Genomic DNA, 14,800 nt, shown 5'->3' with positions numbered 1-14,800 from the left:
TACCCCCAGAGTTCTTAGGAGACTTTTATTTGTTATTACTTCAAATATAAAGGAGAGTTACCAATTTATCACTATTTTTTATGCATCAGATTAAGTAAAAAGCCGCTTCAATCAATGAAACGGCTTGAATATGTAAAATTAGGTTAGAATGTGAACGCTAGATTGGCAGAACCACCAAACTGATTATCTCCTGCATATGAACCCGCCAAATCGATATTAAGTACATCAAACGGACTCAAGCCTAAACCAGCGGTTACTGAGTTATCCAGAGTATCCTGAGCATCAATTTCATACCCAGCCCTTAGCTGTAACCAATCCCAAGCATTTCCTTCAATACCAAATCGAATAAACTGCGTATCATCTTTTATTTTGGTGTAGCGCGTTTGCTTTGTTAAATCGGCATCGATAGCTGCGGTAAAGAAGCGTGTATTGTAAGCAACAGCTGCTGTAGCCTGAGGTGATAGTTCATACTTGTAGTTACCCGCGGTAGTATCAATCTCTTGTTTGAAGATATCTTTCACCGATAAACCAACGCGCCAGGCTCCTTTGTACCAAATTGCACCCAAATCCATGTTAAATGCTGATTTAGACGTCTCGCTCTTGTCATAATCATCGAGGTCAAAATCATCTACGTTAACTGTATCTGAGTAAGTCTTTAACTCCTGATATTTTGGAGACAATCCCAGACTAAAATTATGGCCGTTATACTCAAACAACTTTGCGAATGCGATACCAAACTCGCTATACCCGAAAGCGACTAAGTCTACTTCTGAAGACTCAATTCGAGTTTTCGTCTTCGTCGCATAATCTACCTGATTATTTGGATCATATGAGCCTAGAGCTGCAACTCTGGTGCTTGCAATTATTTCCACGAAGCCACGGCCAAACACATTTACCGACACATGCTCAGAGGGAACAGCCACTGCTAGTCCAACACCACCTGTCACAGTTAAAGGACTATTACCCGTTAAGTCATTAAGGTAGCCGTTCAACTGGTCGACGGTTTCTTTGCTTGCTGTTGATTCGTCAAACTTATCTTTATCATAAAGATCCTGAAAATCGTCAAGCGTATCTAACGTTTCATCTGTATCTCGCCCAGTGATACCAACGGCAGGGACAAGTATCGCAATATCGTCGCTCTCGCGGTAAAAAGCACCCAGTGCCGGGTTATAGAACGGTGCAACAAGGTAATCTGCAGAAGCAACTCCTGTATTACCCATACCATTGCCGCGTCCATCCGCTACTTTTGTCGCGCATATGGCTGAGCTAGAGCATAGTATTAATCCAAGTGCTAATGATGTTTTACGATCGATAATCATGGCAACCCCGTCTGTATTTGCGTTTAATGCGTGCGGTATTTTGATACTGCTCGTCAATAATGCACTTTCAATAACAGATACAAATACTACACAGAATACGCATTTACCATCTCTATATCATGACAGGTAATATTTATGTGACTTGGCCGGAGCTTTATATGAAACATTTTCCGACTCAATAACGTTCTTTGAGTGATTTAAACGTATTTCATGAGCTATCAAATAAATTAAGAAATCGATTAAGTTGCCATTTTAAGCGGTTAATATTACATATACCATGTCACTTAGTACATACTCGATTTCTACCTTCATGCTTGGCCTGATATAGAGCTTTATCTGCGATTGCTATTGTCGCGTCAGCACCAATACTAAAATCATAGGAAACCACACCAAAACTGACGGTATAGCCAAATACCTCGCCCGAGAACTTCAACTCGCTCTGTTCAGCACTCTCTCTGATACGTTCCGCCACTTTTGTGGCAACATCCAGACTGGCCTCTGGGAGAAACACAATAAATTCCTCTCCACCATATCGGGCGACAATATCGTACTCTCGAACGGAGTCCATAATGAGAGATGAGAAGTGTTTTATCGCCAAATCTCCCGCGTCGTGCCCACGTGTGTCATTAATCGATTTGAAGTGGTCAATATCAGCCAATAGCAATGCTGCTTGACCTTTTTTTCGTTTTAACTAGTTTTCCTGAATCGCGATTCTCTCAAACAATGCTCTTCTGTTAAGTAATTCTGTCAAAGGGTCCAGCTTTGCAACACGCTCTAAGATGACGTAACTGTCCATCATATAACTTGTTACGATAAAAATAGTGACACCGAAAATGTTAGCAGGCACAACTAGCAACTCGATTACCATAAAACTATTAAAATATTCTGTTGTACTCGACAAATCGTTTATGAACTGAGCTTCAACAATTGAAAATAGCGACCATATAAACAAAATTGCCACTAATCCATAATCCGCCACATTTGCCTTTGGTTGTTTTTTTACAATGGCTATCAGTACTATCAACACGTTTGCAATAGTAAATATTGTTTCAGCTAACTCAACAAACTCCCCCGACAGTAATGAGAGTACGAAAATAGAAGTGACGGCATATGTCGCCTTCTCAAGCTCGGGCCTTCTGCAACGAACTGTTATACCCACTGTTAACATCGCTGTAGATAACGTCAAAATAAGTACTAATAGGTAAAGTTCATCTCGTGTTTGGTAATCGGGAATTGTTGATGCGAGGTAATAGAGAGCGAAGTTTAGAAGATAAAAAATGATGAAGTAAGGCTTAGCCTTTCGATAGCCTGGCTCTTCCTTGATCATGAAAATAGCAAACAAACCAAAAAGAGTAACAAGAGCAGAAGTAATAAGTAGCGCATTCTGAATAGACATACCAGCCCTCAGCTATTGGTTGTGTCATTTATTTTTATATCAATAAAAACATAGCGCTACTTATAATGACTGTCTAGGAGAAACCTCTCGAGGCTGTCCTAAACTCTGTGCCGACATTAATCAGGGGTGAAATCACTAACTAAAGACTCTTTTTCCAACTTGGGTTTCTTCTTTATGGCAATCTCCCGCTTCAAAGCGTCGCTCTTTGAATCAGCTTTTTCCCACCAAACCATCTCTAATGGCCCTTTACCACGAAGTGCTTTGGCACCAGTCCCATTTTTATGCATTGAGAGGCGCCTTTTTAGGTCGGTTGTAATACCACAGTAAAGGGAGTTGTTTTTTGTCCGGATCAGATAAACCCACCAATCCGGACTTACTTTCGAATCGTTAGTCATTCGGCTATAACTAACTGTTAAGACTTACACAAGCTGATCAACAATCGCTTTCAACTCAGCCATTTGGGATTTGAGTTCAGCGACCTCTTGTTCGAGCTGCGTAATACGCTCATCATTCACAGAAGTGGATGCTGTAGTAACAACAGAAGCAGCCGAAACCTGGGTTAAATCAACCTCACCACAGAATTGATGCATGTATCGACTTTCTCTTTTACCCGCCTCGCGAGGCAATCGAACCACAAACTCATTTTCAGCCAGTTTTTCCAGTACAGACTCCACTTCTTTCACGTCAACAAACTGAGCTAAGCGGTTTGTTCTTGTTCTCAACTCTCCTGGCGTTTGAGCCCCACGCAATAACATACAACATACGATGCCTTTCTCTTGCTCTGAGAACTTTAAATCACCAAATTCTGTATTACAAAAACGGTGCTGATACTTAGATACGCGACTGTTAAAACCACTTTCATCATTTAACAGGCGACGCTGGATTAGTGATTCTACAGCATCTAAAACTTCAGCTTCCGACAGAGCCATTACTGGCTCACGGTTGCTTTTTTGATTACATGCATTGGTCAACGCATTGAGCGTTAGTGGGTACTGGTCTGGAGTCGTTACTTCTTTTTCCATCAGGCAGCCAATTACACGTGCTTCTACCGGAGTTAGTTCAATATTCATACTATCGCCTCTTTATTCTTGGTAACAATTATAACTTTCTGATTTGCTTAGCGAGTTACTGTTACGTTTTTTGATAAAGTTACTCTGTATCGCTAGAAAAGGAAAGTGCTATTAAGGCAGCCTTACATTCAAAGCCGTTAAACTCTAGCCATGAAATAATTAATCCATTCATACAAACGTAATCTTAATGTAGAACCATTTAGGCTTGAAGTGATTATCCATCCGCTTGCCTAAAATTACGACAATGAAGATTTTCAACTGCTCTTTGTGCTGTATTCAAAACAGTTGATGTGTTTTAATCGGGGTAAGTCGTTTATTGAGTTAGGAAAATATTATGAACAACGTATTTGAAATCGTTAACCAGGCACGTCGTAAGAATAAGCTTAAGCGTGAACTTCAGGACAATGATAAAAAAATCCGCGACAACACGAAGCGTGTTGAGCTTTTGGACAACCTGCTAGACTACATTAAGCCAGCAATGTCACACGATGAAATCATGCTAATCATCAAAAACATGAAAGCAGATTACGAAGATCGTGTTGATGACCACATCATCAAGAGTGCTGAGATCTCAAAAGTACGTCGCGACATCAGCCGTCGTATTCGTGAGCTAACAGAAGAAGACAAGCAAGCTCAAGGCAAGAAGTAATTATCTGCCAAGAGATTGAATACAAAAAAGAGACCCGCAATATTGCGGGTCTCTTTTTTGATATCTCTGAATAATCTTTTAGCGTAGACCATGTAAAAACTCATGCCGAGTCGCAGGGTTGGACTTAAAAATACCACCGAGTGCTGTAGTGGTTGTTTCGCTGGTTGCGTCCATTACTCCACGGGATTTTACACAGTAGTGTGTAGCATCTATGGTAACGGCAACATCGTCTGAGCCCAGCAAAGTTTGTAAAGCAACCAGGATCTGCTGAGTCATTCGCTCCTGGACTTGAGGTCGCTGAGCAAAGAAGCGTACGATGCGGTTAATCTTTGAAAGCCCTATTATCTTTCCTCTAGGGATATAGGCGACAGCGGCTTTTCCGTCGATTGTCACAAGATGGTGCTCACAGGTACTGGTTACCGTGATATCTTTCACTCGAACCATCTCACTTACATTCATCTTGTTTTCGATTACGGTAATCTTAGGGAAGTTTTTATAGTCTAAACCGGAAAACACTTCATCAACGTACATTTTGGCAATACGTCCCGGTGTTTCTTCTAAACTATCGTCGGTCAAATCCAGTCCAAGAAGTTTAAGCACCTCACTCATATGATGCTCAATTTTTTGCTTCTTCTCTTCCCGGCTAATGTCATTAGGACACATTGGCGTTTCCAGGCCACGTGTTTCTAGCGCATCTTTTACCATTTTTGCTGACTCGCTAATTTCTGACATTAATCACTCCCCTTACTGCATATACTCTGCTCACCATGAGCGGTCGTCAAGGATACTCGCAATCAATGAGAATTACATCTATTTCCGATATCAACTGACATTTTTATTGCCCCTATTGTAGGAAATATCAGCAGTCGATTGATTCTGTGAATCATACAACATACGGCAGTATGCCTTTCTATGTTATTGTTCTTGTCCTCTGTAAGATAGATAAACAAGTATAAAGGAAACACTATGGGTTGCTGCGATACACCTGGATTGATGCCAATAAAAGACGCTCTTGAAAAGATGCTTTCTAGCGTTAAGCCTGAGCTGACCACCAAATCTTTGCCTTTGGAAGAAGCAACCGGATATGTTCTGGCAGAAGATCTACTCTCCCCCTTATTCGTACCTCCATTCGATAACTCTGCTATGGACGGTTATGCTGTCCGTCGTAGTGATCTAGCAAACAGCGATACTTTGCCTTTAGCAGGGAAATCCTTCGCAGGCCAACCTTTCGAAGGCGAATGGCCAGTTGCTACCTGCATTCGCATTATGACCGGTGCAAAAGTACCAGAACAATGTGATGCAGTGATCATGCAGGAAGATACCAATGTTACCAACGCTGGTATCCAGTTCACTAAGACAGATGTGAAAGAAGGCAATAATATCCGCCCGGTCGGCGACGACATTGCTAAAGGCGACCTTGTACTTAAGAAAGGAACTCGCCTTACACCTCGGGACATGCCGATGATTGCTTCTTTGGGTATTAGTCATGTTTCTGTCTATAACAAGCCAAAAGTCGCTTTTTTCTCTACCGGTGATGAACTCAGAAAGCTTGGTGAATCATTAGATGAAGGCCAAATTTACGACAGCAACCGCTACGGTCTAAAGATTCTCGTAGAGAAATTCGGTTGTGAGGGTATCGACCTTGGCATTATTCCTGATATTCCTGAGCAGTTACGAGATACTTTCTTAAAAGCACAGGATCTAGCCGATGTTGTGATCACATCTGGTGGCGTAAGCGTCGGTGAAGCCGACTATACCAAAGATATCCTGGAAGAGATTGGTGAAATTGGTTTCTGGAAAATCGCTATTAAGCCAGGCAAACCTTTTGCGTATGGTAAACTAGAGAATGCAATTTTCTGTGGTTTACCAGGAAACCCTGTTTCTGCGGCAATTACAAACTATGTCTTTGTACAACCTTTACTAGCTAAGCTTTCTGGTGAAACAGAATGGACAGCTCCGGTTTCTGTTCCAGCGATCACCAAATCTGCGTTTAAGAAAAGGCCAGGCAGAACGGATTATCAACGAGGGGTCTTCTCGATAGAAGATGGTCAGCTTGTTGTTGAAACAACAGGCAATCAGAGTTCAGGTGCTTTCCGCTCAATGAGCCTCGCTAACTGTTTTGTAGTTCTGGAACAAGACAGAGGTAAAGTCGAGGTAGGAGAAACCGTTCAAATCGAACTTTTCAAATCGACACTTTATTAAACGGAGTATTCAAATGGACATTTTGTCTGACAAAGAGATGCTCAGGTACAACAGACAAATCATACTAAAAGAGTTCGATTTCGAGGGCCAGGAAGCCCTCAAACAAGGGTCGATACTGATAATAGGTGCTGGTGGTCTAGGGTGTGCCTCTAGCCAGTACCTCGCTACGGCCGGGGTTGGTACCATCACCATTGTTGATTTTGATACTGTTGAGCTGTCTAACCTGCAAAGACAAGTGCTGCACTCTGATAGCACCATTGGTATGAAGAAGGTCGATTCAGCAGCTCAGTCTCTAAGAGCTCTCAATCCGAATATCGTCGTAAATACGATTGATCGAAGACTAGAAGACCAAGAACTTTCAGATCTTATCAGTCAGCACAGTGTTGTACTAGATGCAACGGACAACGTCGACACGAGAAACCAGCTAAATCAGCTTTGTTATCAATCTAAGACACCTTTGGTATCAGGCGCTGCTATTCGTATGGAAGGTCAGATAAGCGTTTTCACGTATCAGGACAATGCCCCTTGCTATCAGTGTTTAAGCGCTTTGTTCGGTGCTAACGCGCTCACCTGTGTTGAAGCGGGCATCATGGCTCCGGTCGTTGGTATCGTTGGTGCTACGCAAGCGATGGAAGCGATAAAGATCATTTCAGGGCTTGGGAAGCCAGTAACAGGAAAGCTTTTGATTCTTGATGCTATGAATATGAGTTGGCGAGAAATGAAGCTAATGAGAAATCCGGCCTGTTCAGTCTGCTCTGGCTAGATTTCATTGGACCTCGTTATATTCCAATTAATAATTCTTATTTTTGATACACTATAGAATTATTTTTGTGATCTATGCCACTTTTATTGGTTAAAGGTTTGAATGATCCATCTAGGATGGCATCCTATCTACAGACGCAAATTCAATCACTTATTGAGTACTGTATTTATGGATGCCATTGTTTCTCAATTAAAAAAAGACTTTCAATCAAAACTTGGTGACACTTATACAAGTGCAACTGAATCGGGCGCTTCTCTTTTGACACGCGAAGAACTATCGGAACTGGAAGCGGCGTGGGTTCAACTAATCGTTTGGAAACAGAAAAACGTAAATGCGTAACATCATCCAATAAAGAGCAGTGCTGTCTATCGCACCTGCTCATCAAGATTCAATACCGTCAGGGCATTACTAACACTCGTCGCTAACACATCAATAACTCCCGTCCTTAACGCGCCAAGTAACGACAGTGGCTTACTATTTTCTGCAGCAATAGCAACAACTTCATTAATAGGCCTAAACTCTTCAATACTTAAACCGATCACTCTGTCACTCATGACAGTATTCGCTGTCTGTCCTTTGATATCAAAGAAATCGTATCCGGCAAAATCTCCGACGACACCTTGGTGTAATCTTGATTGAACAACTTCGTCTGCGGTAAACCAGCCCAAATCTACCATATAACTATTTTCGCTCATGTCCCCTACCCCAATGAGCGCCATATCCGCTTTACGGGCAAGGTCCAGTGTCTGTTTCACTGTTGCATTCTGCATAAAGACATCTTTTTGATCTTTGTTTTCCGCGTATGCAGGAGCGTAAAGAGTTTCTGATGTGCCACCATACTTCTTAGCCAGTTGTCGACAAATATGATCAGCGTTAAACATACCACCTCTAGGGTGTATACCCCCAATACCACATACAAACTTACAATCTCTGGGAGAAACGACACCAACGTAGTGAGCAACAGAAGATACGTTTCTACCCTGACCAACCGTTACAACCATACCATCTTTCAATGTGCTTGATAGGTAGTTAGAAACCAAGCCCGATACTTGAAGCCTTTGCAGTTCTTCGTTTGGCTGGTCTAACGCAACAAGTGCACGTTTGATACCAAATCGCTCAATCAGCCTTTGCTCAATCTTAGCGCTGAATACCGGGTGATACTTTACAGTAATTTCTACAATACCTTCATCACGAGCCTGTTTAAGCATTCTTCCGACTTTCGCACGAGATATAGCAAACTTCTTAGAGATCTCTTCCTGAGTTGCACCATCCTGATAATAAGCCACAGAGATTTCGGTCAACAGATCGGATTCTTCTTCAGAGATGCCTTGATGTGTATTACTCATATTTTGGGTCTTTTCCATAGTCGTTTCTATGTAGTGTTCACTTGCTCAGGATTATGACATTTGTGTCACCTGATCTACAGCATTACATTTGTTCGCATGCATTACATATTCTCACTAGAGAATTTATTGTATTATGACGTAAAAATTACACTACAAAAACCGCGTAAACGTTTATATCTGGCAATGGATCCATAAAATCTAATAAAATTTGATTAAAGTCACTTTTGAAGGGCTTTCATGATTGACTTCCTGTCTAAATACGCTAGTTTGGTCATATCAATTACTCAACAACGAATCAAATGTTCACGCTATATTTGTTCCAGATGGAAATCAGTTGGCAATTGTTCATAAGCCAATGTTTACCTAGCTGACAAATGAGCAGAGCATATAGCCAACTAGATAGGATCATCACAATGAGCAATAAACTAGCCCAGCTTCGTAAAGTAACCACAGTAGTAGCAGACACTGGCGACATCGAAGCTATCCGTAAGTACCAGCCTGAAGACGCAACAACAAACCCTTCTCTGATTCTTAAGGCAGCTCAAATCGAAGACTACGCTCCTCTTATTGATAACGCAGTAGAGTACGCTAAGTCTCAAAGTGACGACAAAGCAACACAGGTTCAAGATGCTTGTGACATGCTAGCGGTAAACATTGGTAAAGAAATCCTGACAACTATCCCGGGTCGTATCTCAACAGAAGTAGATGCACGTCTTTCTTACGATACTGAAGCTAGCGTTGAAAAAGCTCGTAAGCTAGTAAAAATGTACAACGACGCTGGTGTTACAAACGACCGTATCCTTATCAAACTTGCTTCTACCTGGGAAGGCATCCGTGCTGCAGAGATCCTCGAAAAAGAAGGCATCAACTGTAACCTGACTCTTCTATTCTCATTTGCTCAGGCTCGTGCATGTGCTGAAGCAGGTGCATTCCTTATTTCTCCATTCGTTGGCCGTATCATGGACTGGTACAAAGCGAAAGAAGGTCGTGATTTCGAAGCTGCTGAAGATCCAGGCGTGCTGTCTGTAACAAAGATCTACAACTACTACAAAGAGCACGGTTACAACACAGTTGTAATGGGTGCAAGCTTCCGTAACATCGGTGAAATCCTAGAGTTGGCTGGTTGTGACCGCCTGACTATTGCTCCTCAGCTACTTGCTGACCTGGAAGCGGCTGAAGGTGAAGTAGAAACTAAACTTGTTGCTACAACTGATAAGAAAGAGCGTCCTGCTGCAATGACTCACTCCGAGTTCCTATGGGATCACAACCAAGATCCAATGGCCGTTGAGAAGCTAGCAGAAGGTATCCGCAACTTCGCTGTTGACCAGGGCAAGCTAGAGACAATGATCGAAGCTAAGCTGTAATTATATTTGCTAGAAAGCTGTTCTTCTTCGTTAAAGGTGCCCATTTACTATCGTAAACTGTGCGCCTTTTCCGAGAATATCTGCTTTCTACTGCGCCTAATGAATTTTTCTTATTTAGAATTTTAAAATCTATTGGAAACTAAAATGGAACGTAAACAACTAGCCAATGCAATCCGTGCACTAAGCATGGATGGTGTTCAACAAGCAAATTCAGGTCACCCAGGTGCACCTATGGGTATGGCTGATATCGCTGAAGTACTTTGGCGTGGCCACATGAACCACAACCCACAAAACCCAGAGTGGGCTGACCGCGACCGCTTTATCCTTTCAAACGGCCACGGCTCAATGCTGATATACTCTCTGCTTCACCTGACTGGTTACGAGCTATCTATCGACGACCTGAAGAATTTCCGTCAGCTGCATTCAAAAACTCCGGGTCACCCAGAGTACGGCTATGCACCAGGTATCGAAACAACAACCGGTCCACTGGGTCAGGGTATCTGTAACGCGGTTGGTATGGCGATGGCTGAGCGCTCTCTTGCTGAGCAGTTCAACAAAGAAGGTCACGAGATTGTTGACCACCACACTTACGCATTTATGGGTGATGGCTGTCTGATGGAAGGTGTTTCTCACGAAGCATGCTCTCTGGCGGGTACACTGGGTCTTGGCAAACTTATCGCATTCTGGGATGACAACGGCATCTCTATCGATGGTCACGTTGAAGGCTGGTTTGCAGACGACACACCTAAGCGTTTCGAAGCTTACGGTTGGCACGTAATCCCAGCTGTTGACGGTCACGATGCAGCAGCAATCGATGCGGCTATCATTGCAGCGAAAGCAGACCCTCGTCCAACACTAATCTGTACTAAAACTATCATCGGTTTTGGTTCTCCGAACAAGTCTGGTTCTCACGACTGTCACGGTGCCCCACTAGGTCACGATGAAATCGCAGCAGCTCGTGAATTCCTGGGTTGGGAACACGGTCCATTTGAAATCCCTGCTGACATTGCAGCGCAGTGGGATGCAAAAGAAGCAGGTGCCGCAAAAGAGTCTGACTGGAATGCGAAGTTCGAAGCCTACACAGCCGCTTATCCTGAGCTGGCAGCTGAATTCAAGCGTCGTGTAAACGGTGAACTACCTGCTGAGTGGGAAGAGAAGACATCAGCCATCATCGCTGACCTTCAGGCAAACCCTGCAAACATCGCATCACGTAAAGCCTCTCAGAACGCTCTAGAAGCGTTCGGTGCTATGCTACCAGAGTTCATGGGTGGTTCTGCTGACCTTGCACCTTCTAACCTGACTATGTGGTCTGGTTCTAAGTCGCTGACTCGTGAAGACTTCTCTGGTAACTACATCCACTACGGTGTACGTGAGTTCGGTATGACGGCTATCATGAACGGTATCGCGCTTCACGGTGGCTTTGTTCCTTACGGTGCAACCTTCCTAATGTTTATGGAATACGCTCGTAACGCAATGCGTATGGCTGCGCTAATGAAAGTTCAGAACATTCAGGTTTACACGCACGACTCTATCGGTCTGGGTGAAGATGGTCCTACGCACCAGCCTGTTGAGCAAATGGCTTCTCTACGTGTGACGCCAAATATGAGTACATGGCGTCCATGTGACCAGGTTGAATCAGCAGTTGCTTGGAAATACGCTATCGAGCGCAAAGATGGCCCTACTTCTCTTATTTTCTCTCGTCAGAACCTTGCACAGCAAGAGCGTGACGCAGAGCAGGTAGCGAACATTGCGAAAGGTGCTTACATCCTAAAAGATTGTGATGGCAAGCCAGAGCTTATCTTCATCGCAACAGGTTCTGAAGTTGAGCTAGCAGTTGAAGCAGCAGCAGTACTGACAGCTGAAGGTAAGAAGGTACGCGTCGTATCTATGCCTGCTACTGACGTATTTGATGCACAAGACGCTGAGTACCGTGAATCTGTACTGCCTTCTGATGTGACAGCTCGTGTTGCTGTTGAAGCAGGTATTGCTGATTACTGGTACAAGTACGTTGGCTTTGGTGGCCGTATCGTCGGTATGACAACCTTCGGTGAATCTGCACCAGCAGGTGAGCTATTCAAGATGTTTGGCTTCACTGTTGAAAACGTAGTAGAGAAAGCAAAAGAGATTCTTGCTTAATCTTAGTACGTAAAGAGACTGAAAAGACCAGCTGCCGTTATATACAGTAACTGGTCTTTTTTGTTCTATTTCTCTACGTTAACCGCGAAGCAATTACACTTGCAGCTAAACACTGCTATTTGCGGATCTTTAGGTTTAATACCTTTGCGCTTTGCCTGTGAATTTGCGATATCAATCGCTCGTCGGATTTCACCAATTTCGCTTCTAGACAGGCGACGACCATGCCCACACTCCGGACACCTGTACCTTTCACCACTCTCATCGATGCGCTCACCAGACATTTGCTATCCTCGGCTATTTAATCGGGTAAATTGTACAAACCTATTACTTTGTCCCCGTAAGGAACAAAATTCTGAAAGCCAAGTTTACTATAAAAAGCGACTGCATTTTTGTTACTCGCCTGAACAATTGCCTTTATCTGATTTATATTCTTAACCTCGAGCCTTCTTATAATCTCAGTAAACAGCTTGTGTCCTATTCCATAGCCCCGCCACTCTAGATCGACAAACGTTCCTATCTCACTTACACCTGATTCATCTGTATACATAACATCCTGCATACCCAGCAATTTTCCCGTATCACCATCGATAGCAACAAGAAATACACCCGCTTTGGGAAACAGCTCGATAAACTCCAGCTGCTCTTCAACGGAGCTGGTTTTAATCGCTGTCAGACCGGCATCAATAATTGGTTGAAGAAGCTCAACCATTGCTTTTGCATCATCTAGCCTCGCTTCTCTAATAACTAAATTATTCACTGATGGCATGTTCTACCGCTGCCTGTGCATGAATCGCAGTGGTGTCATACAAAGGTACTTCAGTATGTTCCGGTTTAACCAAAAGGGCGATTTCAGTACAACCAAGAATCACCGCCTGTGCACCTTGCACATGAAGATCTGCAATAATCTGGAGGTACTTATCGCGAGAACTCTCTTTAATTTCACCTAAGCAAAGCTTATTATAAATGACATCGTGGACAACGTTCCTCTGCTCTTCATTTGGAATCAGGACGTCAATACCGAATTTTTCTATAAGTCGTGACTTATAAAAGTCCTGTTCCATTGTAAACTTAGTACCAAGTAAACCAACGGTTTTAATGCCATCAGACTGCAATTGCTTAGCCGTGGCATCTGCAATGTGAAGTAACGGGATATTTACCGCCTCCTGAACCTGAGGAGCGACTTTATGCATGGTATTGGTACAGATTAAAAAGAAATCCGCGCCACCAGCTTCAACCGCTTTAGCAGCACCCGCCAGTACATGTGCAGTTCTATCCCACTCTCCTTTATGCTGCATCTCTTCAATTTCTGCAAAATCGACACTATAAAGTGCAATTTTCGCGGAGTGCAGACCACCAAGCTGATTTTTTATACCTTCATTTAGTGCAGAGTAATAACTGGCTGTCGACTCCCAGCTCATTCCCCCGATTAAGCCTATCGTTTTCATTGTTTTATCCTTATATGATGAAGAGCAGATATAACCCTGACTCCTTGTTCAATTTCTTGGCCTGATAACTTTTGCTTCATCATCTCAAACAGGGTTTGAGAGATACTTGTACAATCTTGCTCAATAGAACTAATCCCTATGGGTAAACAATCTAAAACCGAGTAGTTATCGAACGTTCCTAATGTAATTCCACTATTCATCAAATCTTTCTGAGCCAGATACCGTAAAACTCCTTCAAGGATAGAATAAGAAGCGGTAAACAGCGTGTCTGGCAGTCTACCGAGCTTTTCGACACTCTCTTGCATCATTAAGTATCCAGATTCAGGTTGGTAATCCTTTTGATACTCCCACTCTGGGTCCAGACTCAACCTTGATCTGTCAATCGCCAACCGATATCCGTTAATACGGTCAATACTTGGAGAAAGCTGCATCAAACCGCCAAAGAACAGACACTCTCTCGCTGAGTTGTCTATCATCGAACCGACAAGTTTTTGTGTTGCAACTTTCGCATCCGTAATAACTGTAGGCAGTTCACTACCCTCAATATTTCGGTCGAACAATATAACCGGTCGTTCCGTGTCGATATTTTTATAAAACTCCCCATCTGTCATTGCCGACGCCACCATAAGAAGGTCGACCTGACGCTCTACCAAATTGTTGGCGGCCTTTTTCTCTTTCTCGATATTATCGTCAGATGATGCGATCAAAAGTTGGTAACCATCATTCAGGCATAGGCGTTCCAATTCCTTAGCAATCGTTGCAAAGCCCATATTTAGCAGGTCTGGGATAATCAAACCTATGGTGTAAGTCTTCTTAGATTTCAGAGCTCTGGCGTAGACACTGGGAGCATACTGATATTTATCAACGACTTCCTGAACTTTCTGTACAGTTTCTTCGGTGATCCGGTGCTTTTTGGCATGGCCATTAAGTACAAAGCTGACTGTCGATTTTGATACGCCTGCGTATTTCGCAATATCCGCAAGAGTAAGCTTATTTTTTTTCATTAAAAACCTCGTGTTATCAGCAGAGTGTATCTAAATTCCGAACAGATAACGAGCTGACAAAGATCACAGTTTTCTATCTCTTACAACAAAAGATCCTTTGACTATA

At 43.0% G+C, this 14,800-nt stretch carries 16 protein-coding genes and 1 pseudogene; 6 read left to right on the top strand and 11 right to left on the bottom strand.

Annotated elements, in window-relative coordinates; all coding sequences use genetic code 11:
* Positions 1–143: 143 nt before the first annotated feature.
* From SNR28_RS04085 to SNR28_RS04065, 5 genes and pseudogenes are all read right to left on the bottom strand, one after another.
* Positions 144–1,319, bottom strand: coding sequence for a conjugal transfer protein TraF (locus tag SNR28_RS04085; RefSeq protein ID WP_375749748.1), 1,176 nt, complete (start codon positions 1,317–1,319; stop codon positions 144–146).
* Between the two features lie 280 nt (positions 1,320–1,599).
* Positions 1,600–1,995: pseudogene (locus SNR28_RS04080) on the bottom strand (GGDEF domain-containing protein); the annotation flags it as partial.
* A gap of 15 nt (positions 1,996–2,010) precedes the next feature.
* Positions 2,011–2,715, bottom strand: coding sequence for a hypothetical protein (locus tag SNR28_RS04075; protein ID WP_375749747.1), 705 nt, complete (start codon positions 2,713–2,715; stop codon positions 2,011–2,013).
* A gap of 116 nt (positions 2,716–2,831) precedes the next feature.
* Positions 2,832–3,110 (bottom strand): GIY-YIG nuclease family protein, encoded by a 279-nt coding sequence (locus SNR28_RS04070; protein ID WP_375749746.1) that lies wholly within the window; start codon positions 3,108–3,110, stop codon positions 2,832–2,834.
* Positions 3,111–3,134: 24 nt separating this feature from the next.
* On the bottom strand, positions 3,135–3,785 hold the full coding sequence (locus tag SNR28_RS04065; protein WP_375749745.1) for a YceH family protein: 651 nt from the start codon (positions 3,783–3,785) through the stop codon (positions 3,135–3,137).
* Positions 3,786–4,119: 334 nt separating this feature from the next.
* Here SNR28_RS04065 and SNR28_RS04060 point away from each other — a divergent pair, with 334 nt between their 5' ends.
* On the top strand, positions 4,120–4,434 hold the full coding sequence (locus tag SNR28_RS04060) for a DUF496 family protein (protein ID WP_375749744.1): 315 nt from the start codon (positions 4,120–4,122) through the stop codon (positions 4,432–4,434).
* A 78-nt stretch (positions 4,435–4,512) separates the two neighbouring features.
* On the opposite strand, the gene folE is transcribed toward SNR28_RS04060, so the two are convergent.
* Entirely contained in the window at positions 4,513–5,166 is a 654-nt protein-coding gene (gene folE / locus SNR28_RS04055) for a GTP cyclohydrolase I FolE (RefSeq protein WP_375749743.1), read from the bottom strand.
* A gap of 234 nt (positions 5,167–5,400) precedes the next feature.
* Here folE and moeA point away from each other — a divergent pair, with 234 nt between their 5' ends.
* The 3 genes from moeA to SNR28_RS04040 all read left to right on the top strand — a co-directional run bounded on the left by moeA (position 5,401) and on the right by SNR28_RS04040 (position 7,738).
* The gene (gene moeA / locus SNR28_RS04050) at positions 5,401–6,636 is read left to right on the top strand and encodes a molybdopterin molybdotransferase MoeA (protein ID WP_375749742.1); all 1,236 of its coding nucleotides are present in this window, start codon (positions 5,401–5,403) and stop codon (positions 6,634–6,636) included.
* A 13-nt stretch (positions 6,637–6,649) separates the two neighbouring features.
* Positions 6,650–7,399, top strand: a complete 750-nt coding sequence (gene moeB / locus SNR28_RS04045; protein ID WP_375749741.1) for a molybdopterin-synthase adenylyltransferase MoeB — start codon at positions 6,650–6,652, stop codon at positions 7,397–7,399.
* A gap of 102 nt (positions 7,400–7,501) precedes the next feature.
* Entirely contained in the window at positions 7,502–7,738 is a 237-nt protein-coding gene (locus tag SNR28_RS04040) for a hypothetical protein (protein ID WP_375749946.1), read from the top strand.
* A gap of 26 nt (positions 7,739–7,764) precedes the next feature.
* Here SNR28_RS04040 and SNR28_RS04035 read toward each other — a convergent pair whose 3' ends face one another.
* On the bottom strand, positions 7,765–8,745 hold the full coding sequence (locus tag SNR28_RS04035; RefSeq protein WP_375749740.1) for a sugar-binding transcriptional regulator: 981 nt from the start codon (positions 8,743–8,745) through the stop codon (positions 7,765–7,767).
* Between the two features lie 413 nt (positions 8,746–9,158).
* Between SNR28_RS04035 and tal the strand changes: the two genes are divergently transcribed.
* Both tal and tkt read left to right on the top strand, forming a co-directional pair.
* Positions 9,159–10,109, top strand: a complete 951-nt coding sequence (gene tal / locus SNR28_RS04030) for a transaldolase (RefSeq protein ID WP_375749739.1) — start codon at positions 9,159–9,161, stop codon at positions 10,107–10,109.
* A gap of 144 nt (positions 10,110–10,253) precedes the next feature.
* Entirely contained in the window at positions 10,254–12,245 is a 1,992-nt protein-coding gene (tkt, locus tag SNR28_RS04025; protein ID WP_375749738.1) for a transketolase, read from the top strand.
* Positions 12,246–12,310: 65 nt separating this feature from the next.
* Here tkt and SNR28_RS04020 read toward each other — a convergent pair whose 3' ends face one another.
* The 4 genes from SNR28_RS04020 to SNR28_RS04005 are packed head-to-tail and all read right to left on the bottom strand — an operon-like array spanning position 12,311 to position 14,694.
* Complete coding sequence (locus SNR28_RS04020) at positions 12,311–12,526, bottom strand: hypothetical protein (protein WP_375749737.1); 216 nt, start codon at positions 12,524–12,526, stop codon at positions 12,311–12,313.
* A gap of 17 nt (positions 12,527–12,543) precedes the next feature.
* The gene (locus SNR28_RS04015) at positions 12,544–13,002 is read right to left on the bottom strand and encodes a GNAT family N-acetyltransferase (RefSeq protein WP_375749736.1); all 459 of its coding nucleotides are present in this window, start codon (positions 13,000–13,002) and stop codon (positions 12,544–12,546) included.
* On the bottom strand, positions 12,995–13,690 hold the full coding sequence (locus tag SNR28_RS04010) for an aspartate/glutamate racemase family protein (protein ID WP_375749735.1): 696 nt from the start codon (positions 13,688–13,690) through the stop codon (positions 12,995–12,997). Before SNR28_RS04010 ends, SNR28_RS04015 begins: the two co-directional genes overlap by 8 nt.
* Positions 13,687–14,694 carry a LacI family DNA-binding transcriptional regulator gene (locus SNR28_RS04005; protein ID WP_375749734.1) on the bottom strand — a complete coding sequence of 336 codons (1,008 nt, stop codon included), beginning with the start codon at positions 14,692–14,694 and terminating at the stop codon, positions 13,687–13,689. Before SNR28_RS04005 ends, SNR28_RS04010 begins: the two co-directional genes overlap by 4 nt.
* Positions 14,695–14,800 lie beyond the last annotated feature (106 nt).

The organism is Vibrio iocasae (assembly GCF_042245395.1).
In the GTDB taxonomy this organism is placed as follows: Bacteria; Pseudomonadota; Gammaproteobacteria; order Enterobacterales; family Vibrionaceae; genus Vibrio; species Vibrio iocasae.
Note: the sequence above shows the minus strand (reverse complement) of the source record. Positions and strands in the feature narration are given on the sequence as shown.

What these genes read in the sequence shown, in the direction of transcription:
- SNR28_RS04005 (WP_375749734.1), bottom strand. Translation starts at nt 14,694, where the DNA reads ATGAAAAAAAATAAGCTTACTCTTGCGGATATTGCGAAATACGCAGGC.
- SNR28_RS04010 (WP_375749735.1), bottom strand. Translation starts at nt 13,690, where the DNA reads ATGAAAACGATAGGCTTAATCGGGGGAATGAGCTGGGAGTCGACAGCC.
- SNR28_RS04060 (WP_375749744.1), top strand. Translation starts at nt 4,120, where the DNA reads ATGAACAACGTATTTGAAATCGTTAACCAGGCACGTCGTAAGAATAAG.
- SNR28_RS04020 (WP_375749737.1), bottom strand. Translation starts at nt 12,526, where the DNA reads ATGTCTGGTGAGCGCATCGATGAGAGTGGTGAAAGGTACAGGTGTCCG.
- SNR28_RS04065 (WP_375749745.1), bottom strand. Translation starts at nt 3,785, where the DNA reads ATGAATATTGAACTAACTCCGGTAGAAGCACGTGTAATTGGCTGCCTG.
- SNR28_RS04035 (WP_375749740.1), bottom strand. Translation starts at nt 8,745, where the DNA reads ATGAGTAATACACATCAAGGCATCTCTGAAGAAGAATCCGATCTGTTG.
- SNR28_RS04075 (WP_375749747.1), bottom strand. Translation starts at nt 2,715, where the DNA reads ATGTCTATTCAGAATGCGCTACTTATTACTTCTGCTCTTGTTACTCTT.
- tkt (WP_375749738.1), top strand. Translation starts at nt 10,254, where the DNA reads ATGGAACGTAAACAACTAGCCAATGCAATCCGTGCACTAAGCATGGAT.
- moeB (WP_375749741.1), top strand. Translation starts at nt 6,650, where the DNA reads ATGGACATTTTGTCTGACAAAGAGATGCTCAGGTACAACAGACAAATC.
- SNR28_RS04070 (WP_375749746.1), bottom strand. Translation starts at nt 3,110, where the DNA reads ATGACTAACGATTCGAAAGTAAGTCCGGATTGGTGGGTTTATCTGATC.
- folE (WP_375749743.1), bottom strand. Translation starts at nt 5,166, where the DNA reads ATGTCAGAAATTAGCGAGTCAGCAAAAATGGTAAAAGATGCGCTAGAA.
- tal (WP_375749739.1), top strand. Translation starts at nt 9,159, where the DNA reads ATGAGCAATAAACTAGCCCAGCTTCGTAAAGTAACCACAGTAGTAGCA.
- SNR28_RS04040 (WP_375749946.1), top strand. Translation starts at nt 7,502, where the DNA reads ATGATCCATCTAGGATGGCATCCTATCTACAGACGCAAATTCAATCAC.
- moeA (WP_375749742.1), top strand. Translation starts at nt 5,401, where the DNA reads ATGGGTTGCTGCGATACACCTGGATTGATGCCAATAAAAGACGCTCTT.
- SNR28_RS04085 (WP_375749748.1), bottom strand. Translation starts at nt 1,319, where the DNA reads ATGATTATCGATCGTAAAACATCATTAGCACTTGGATTAATACTATGC.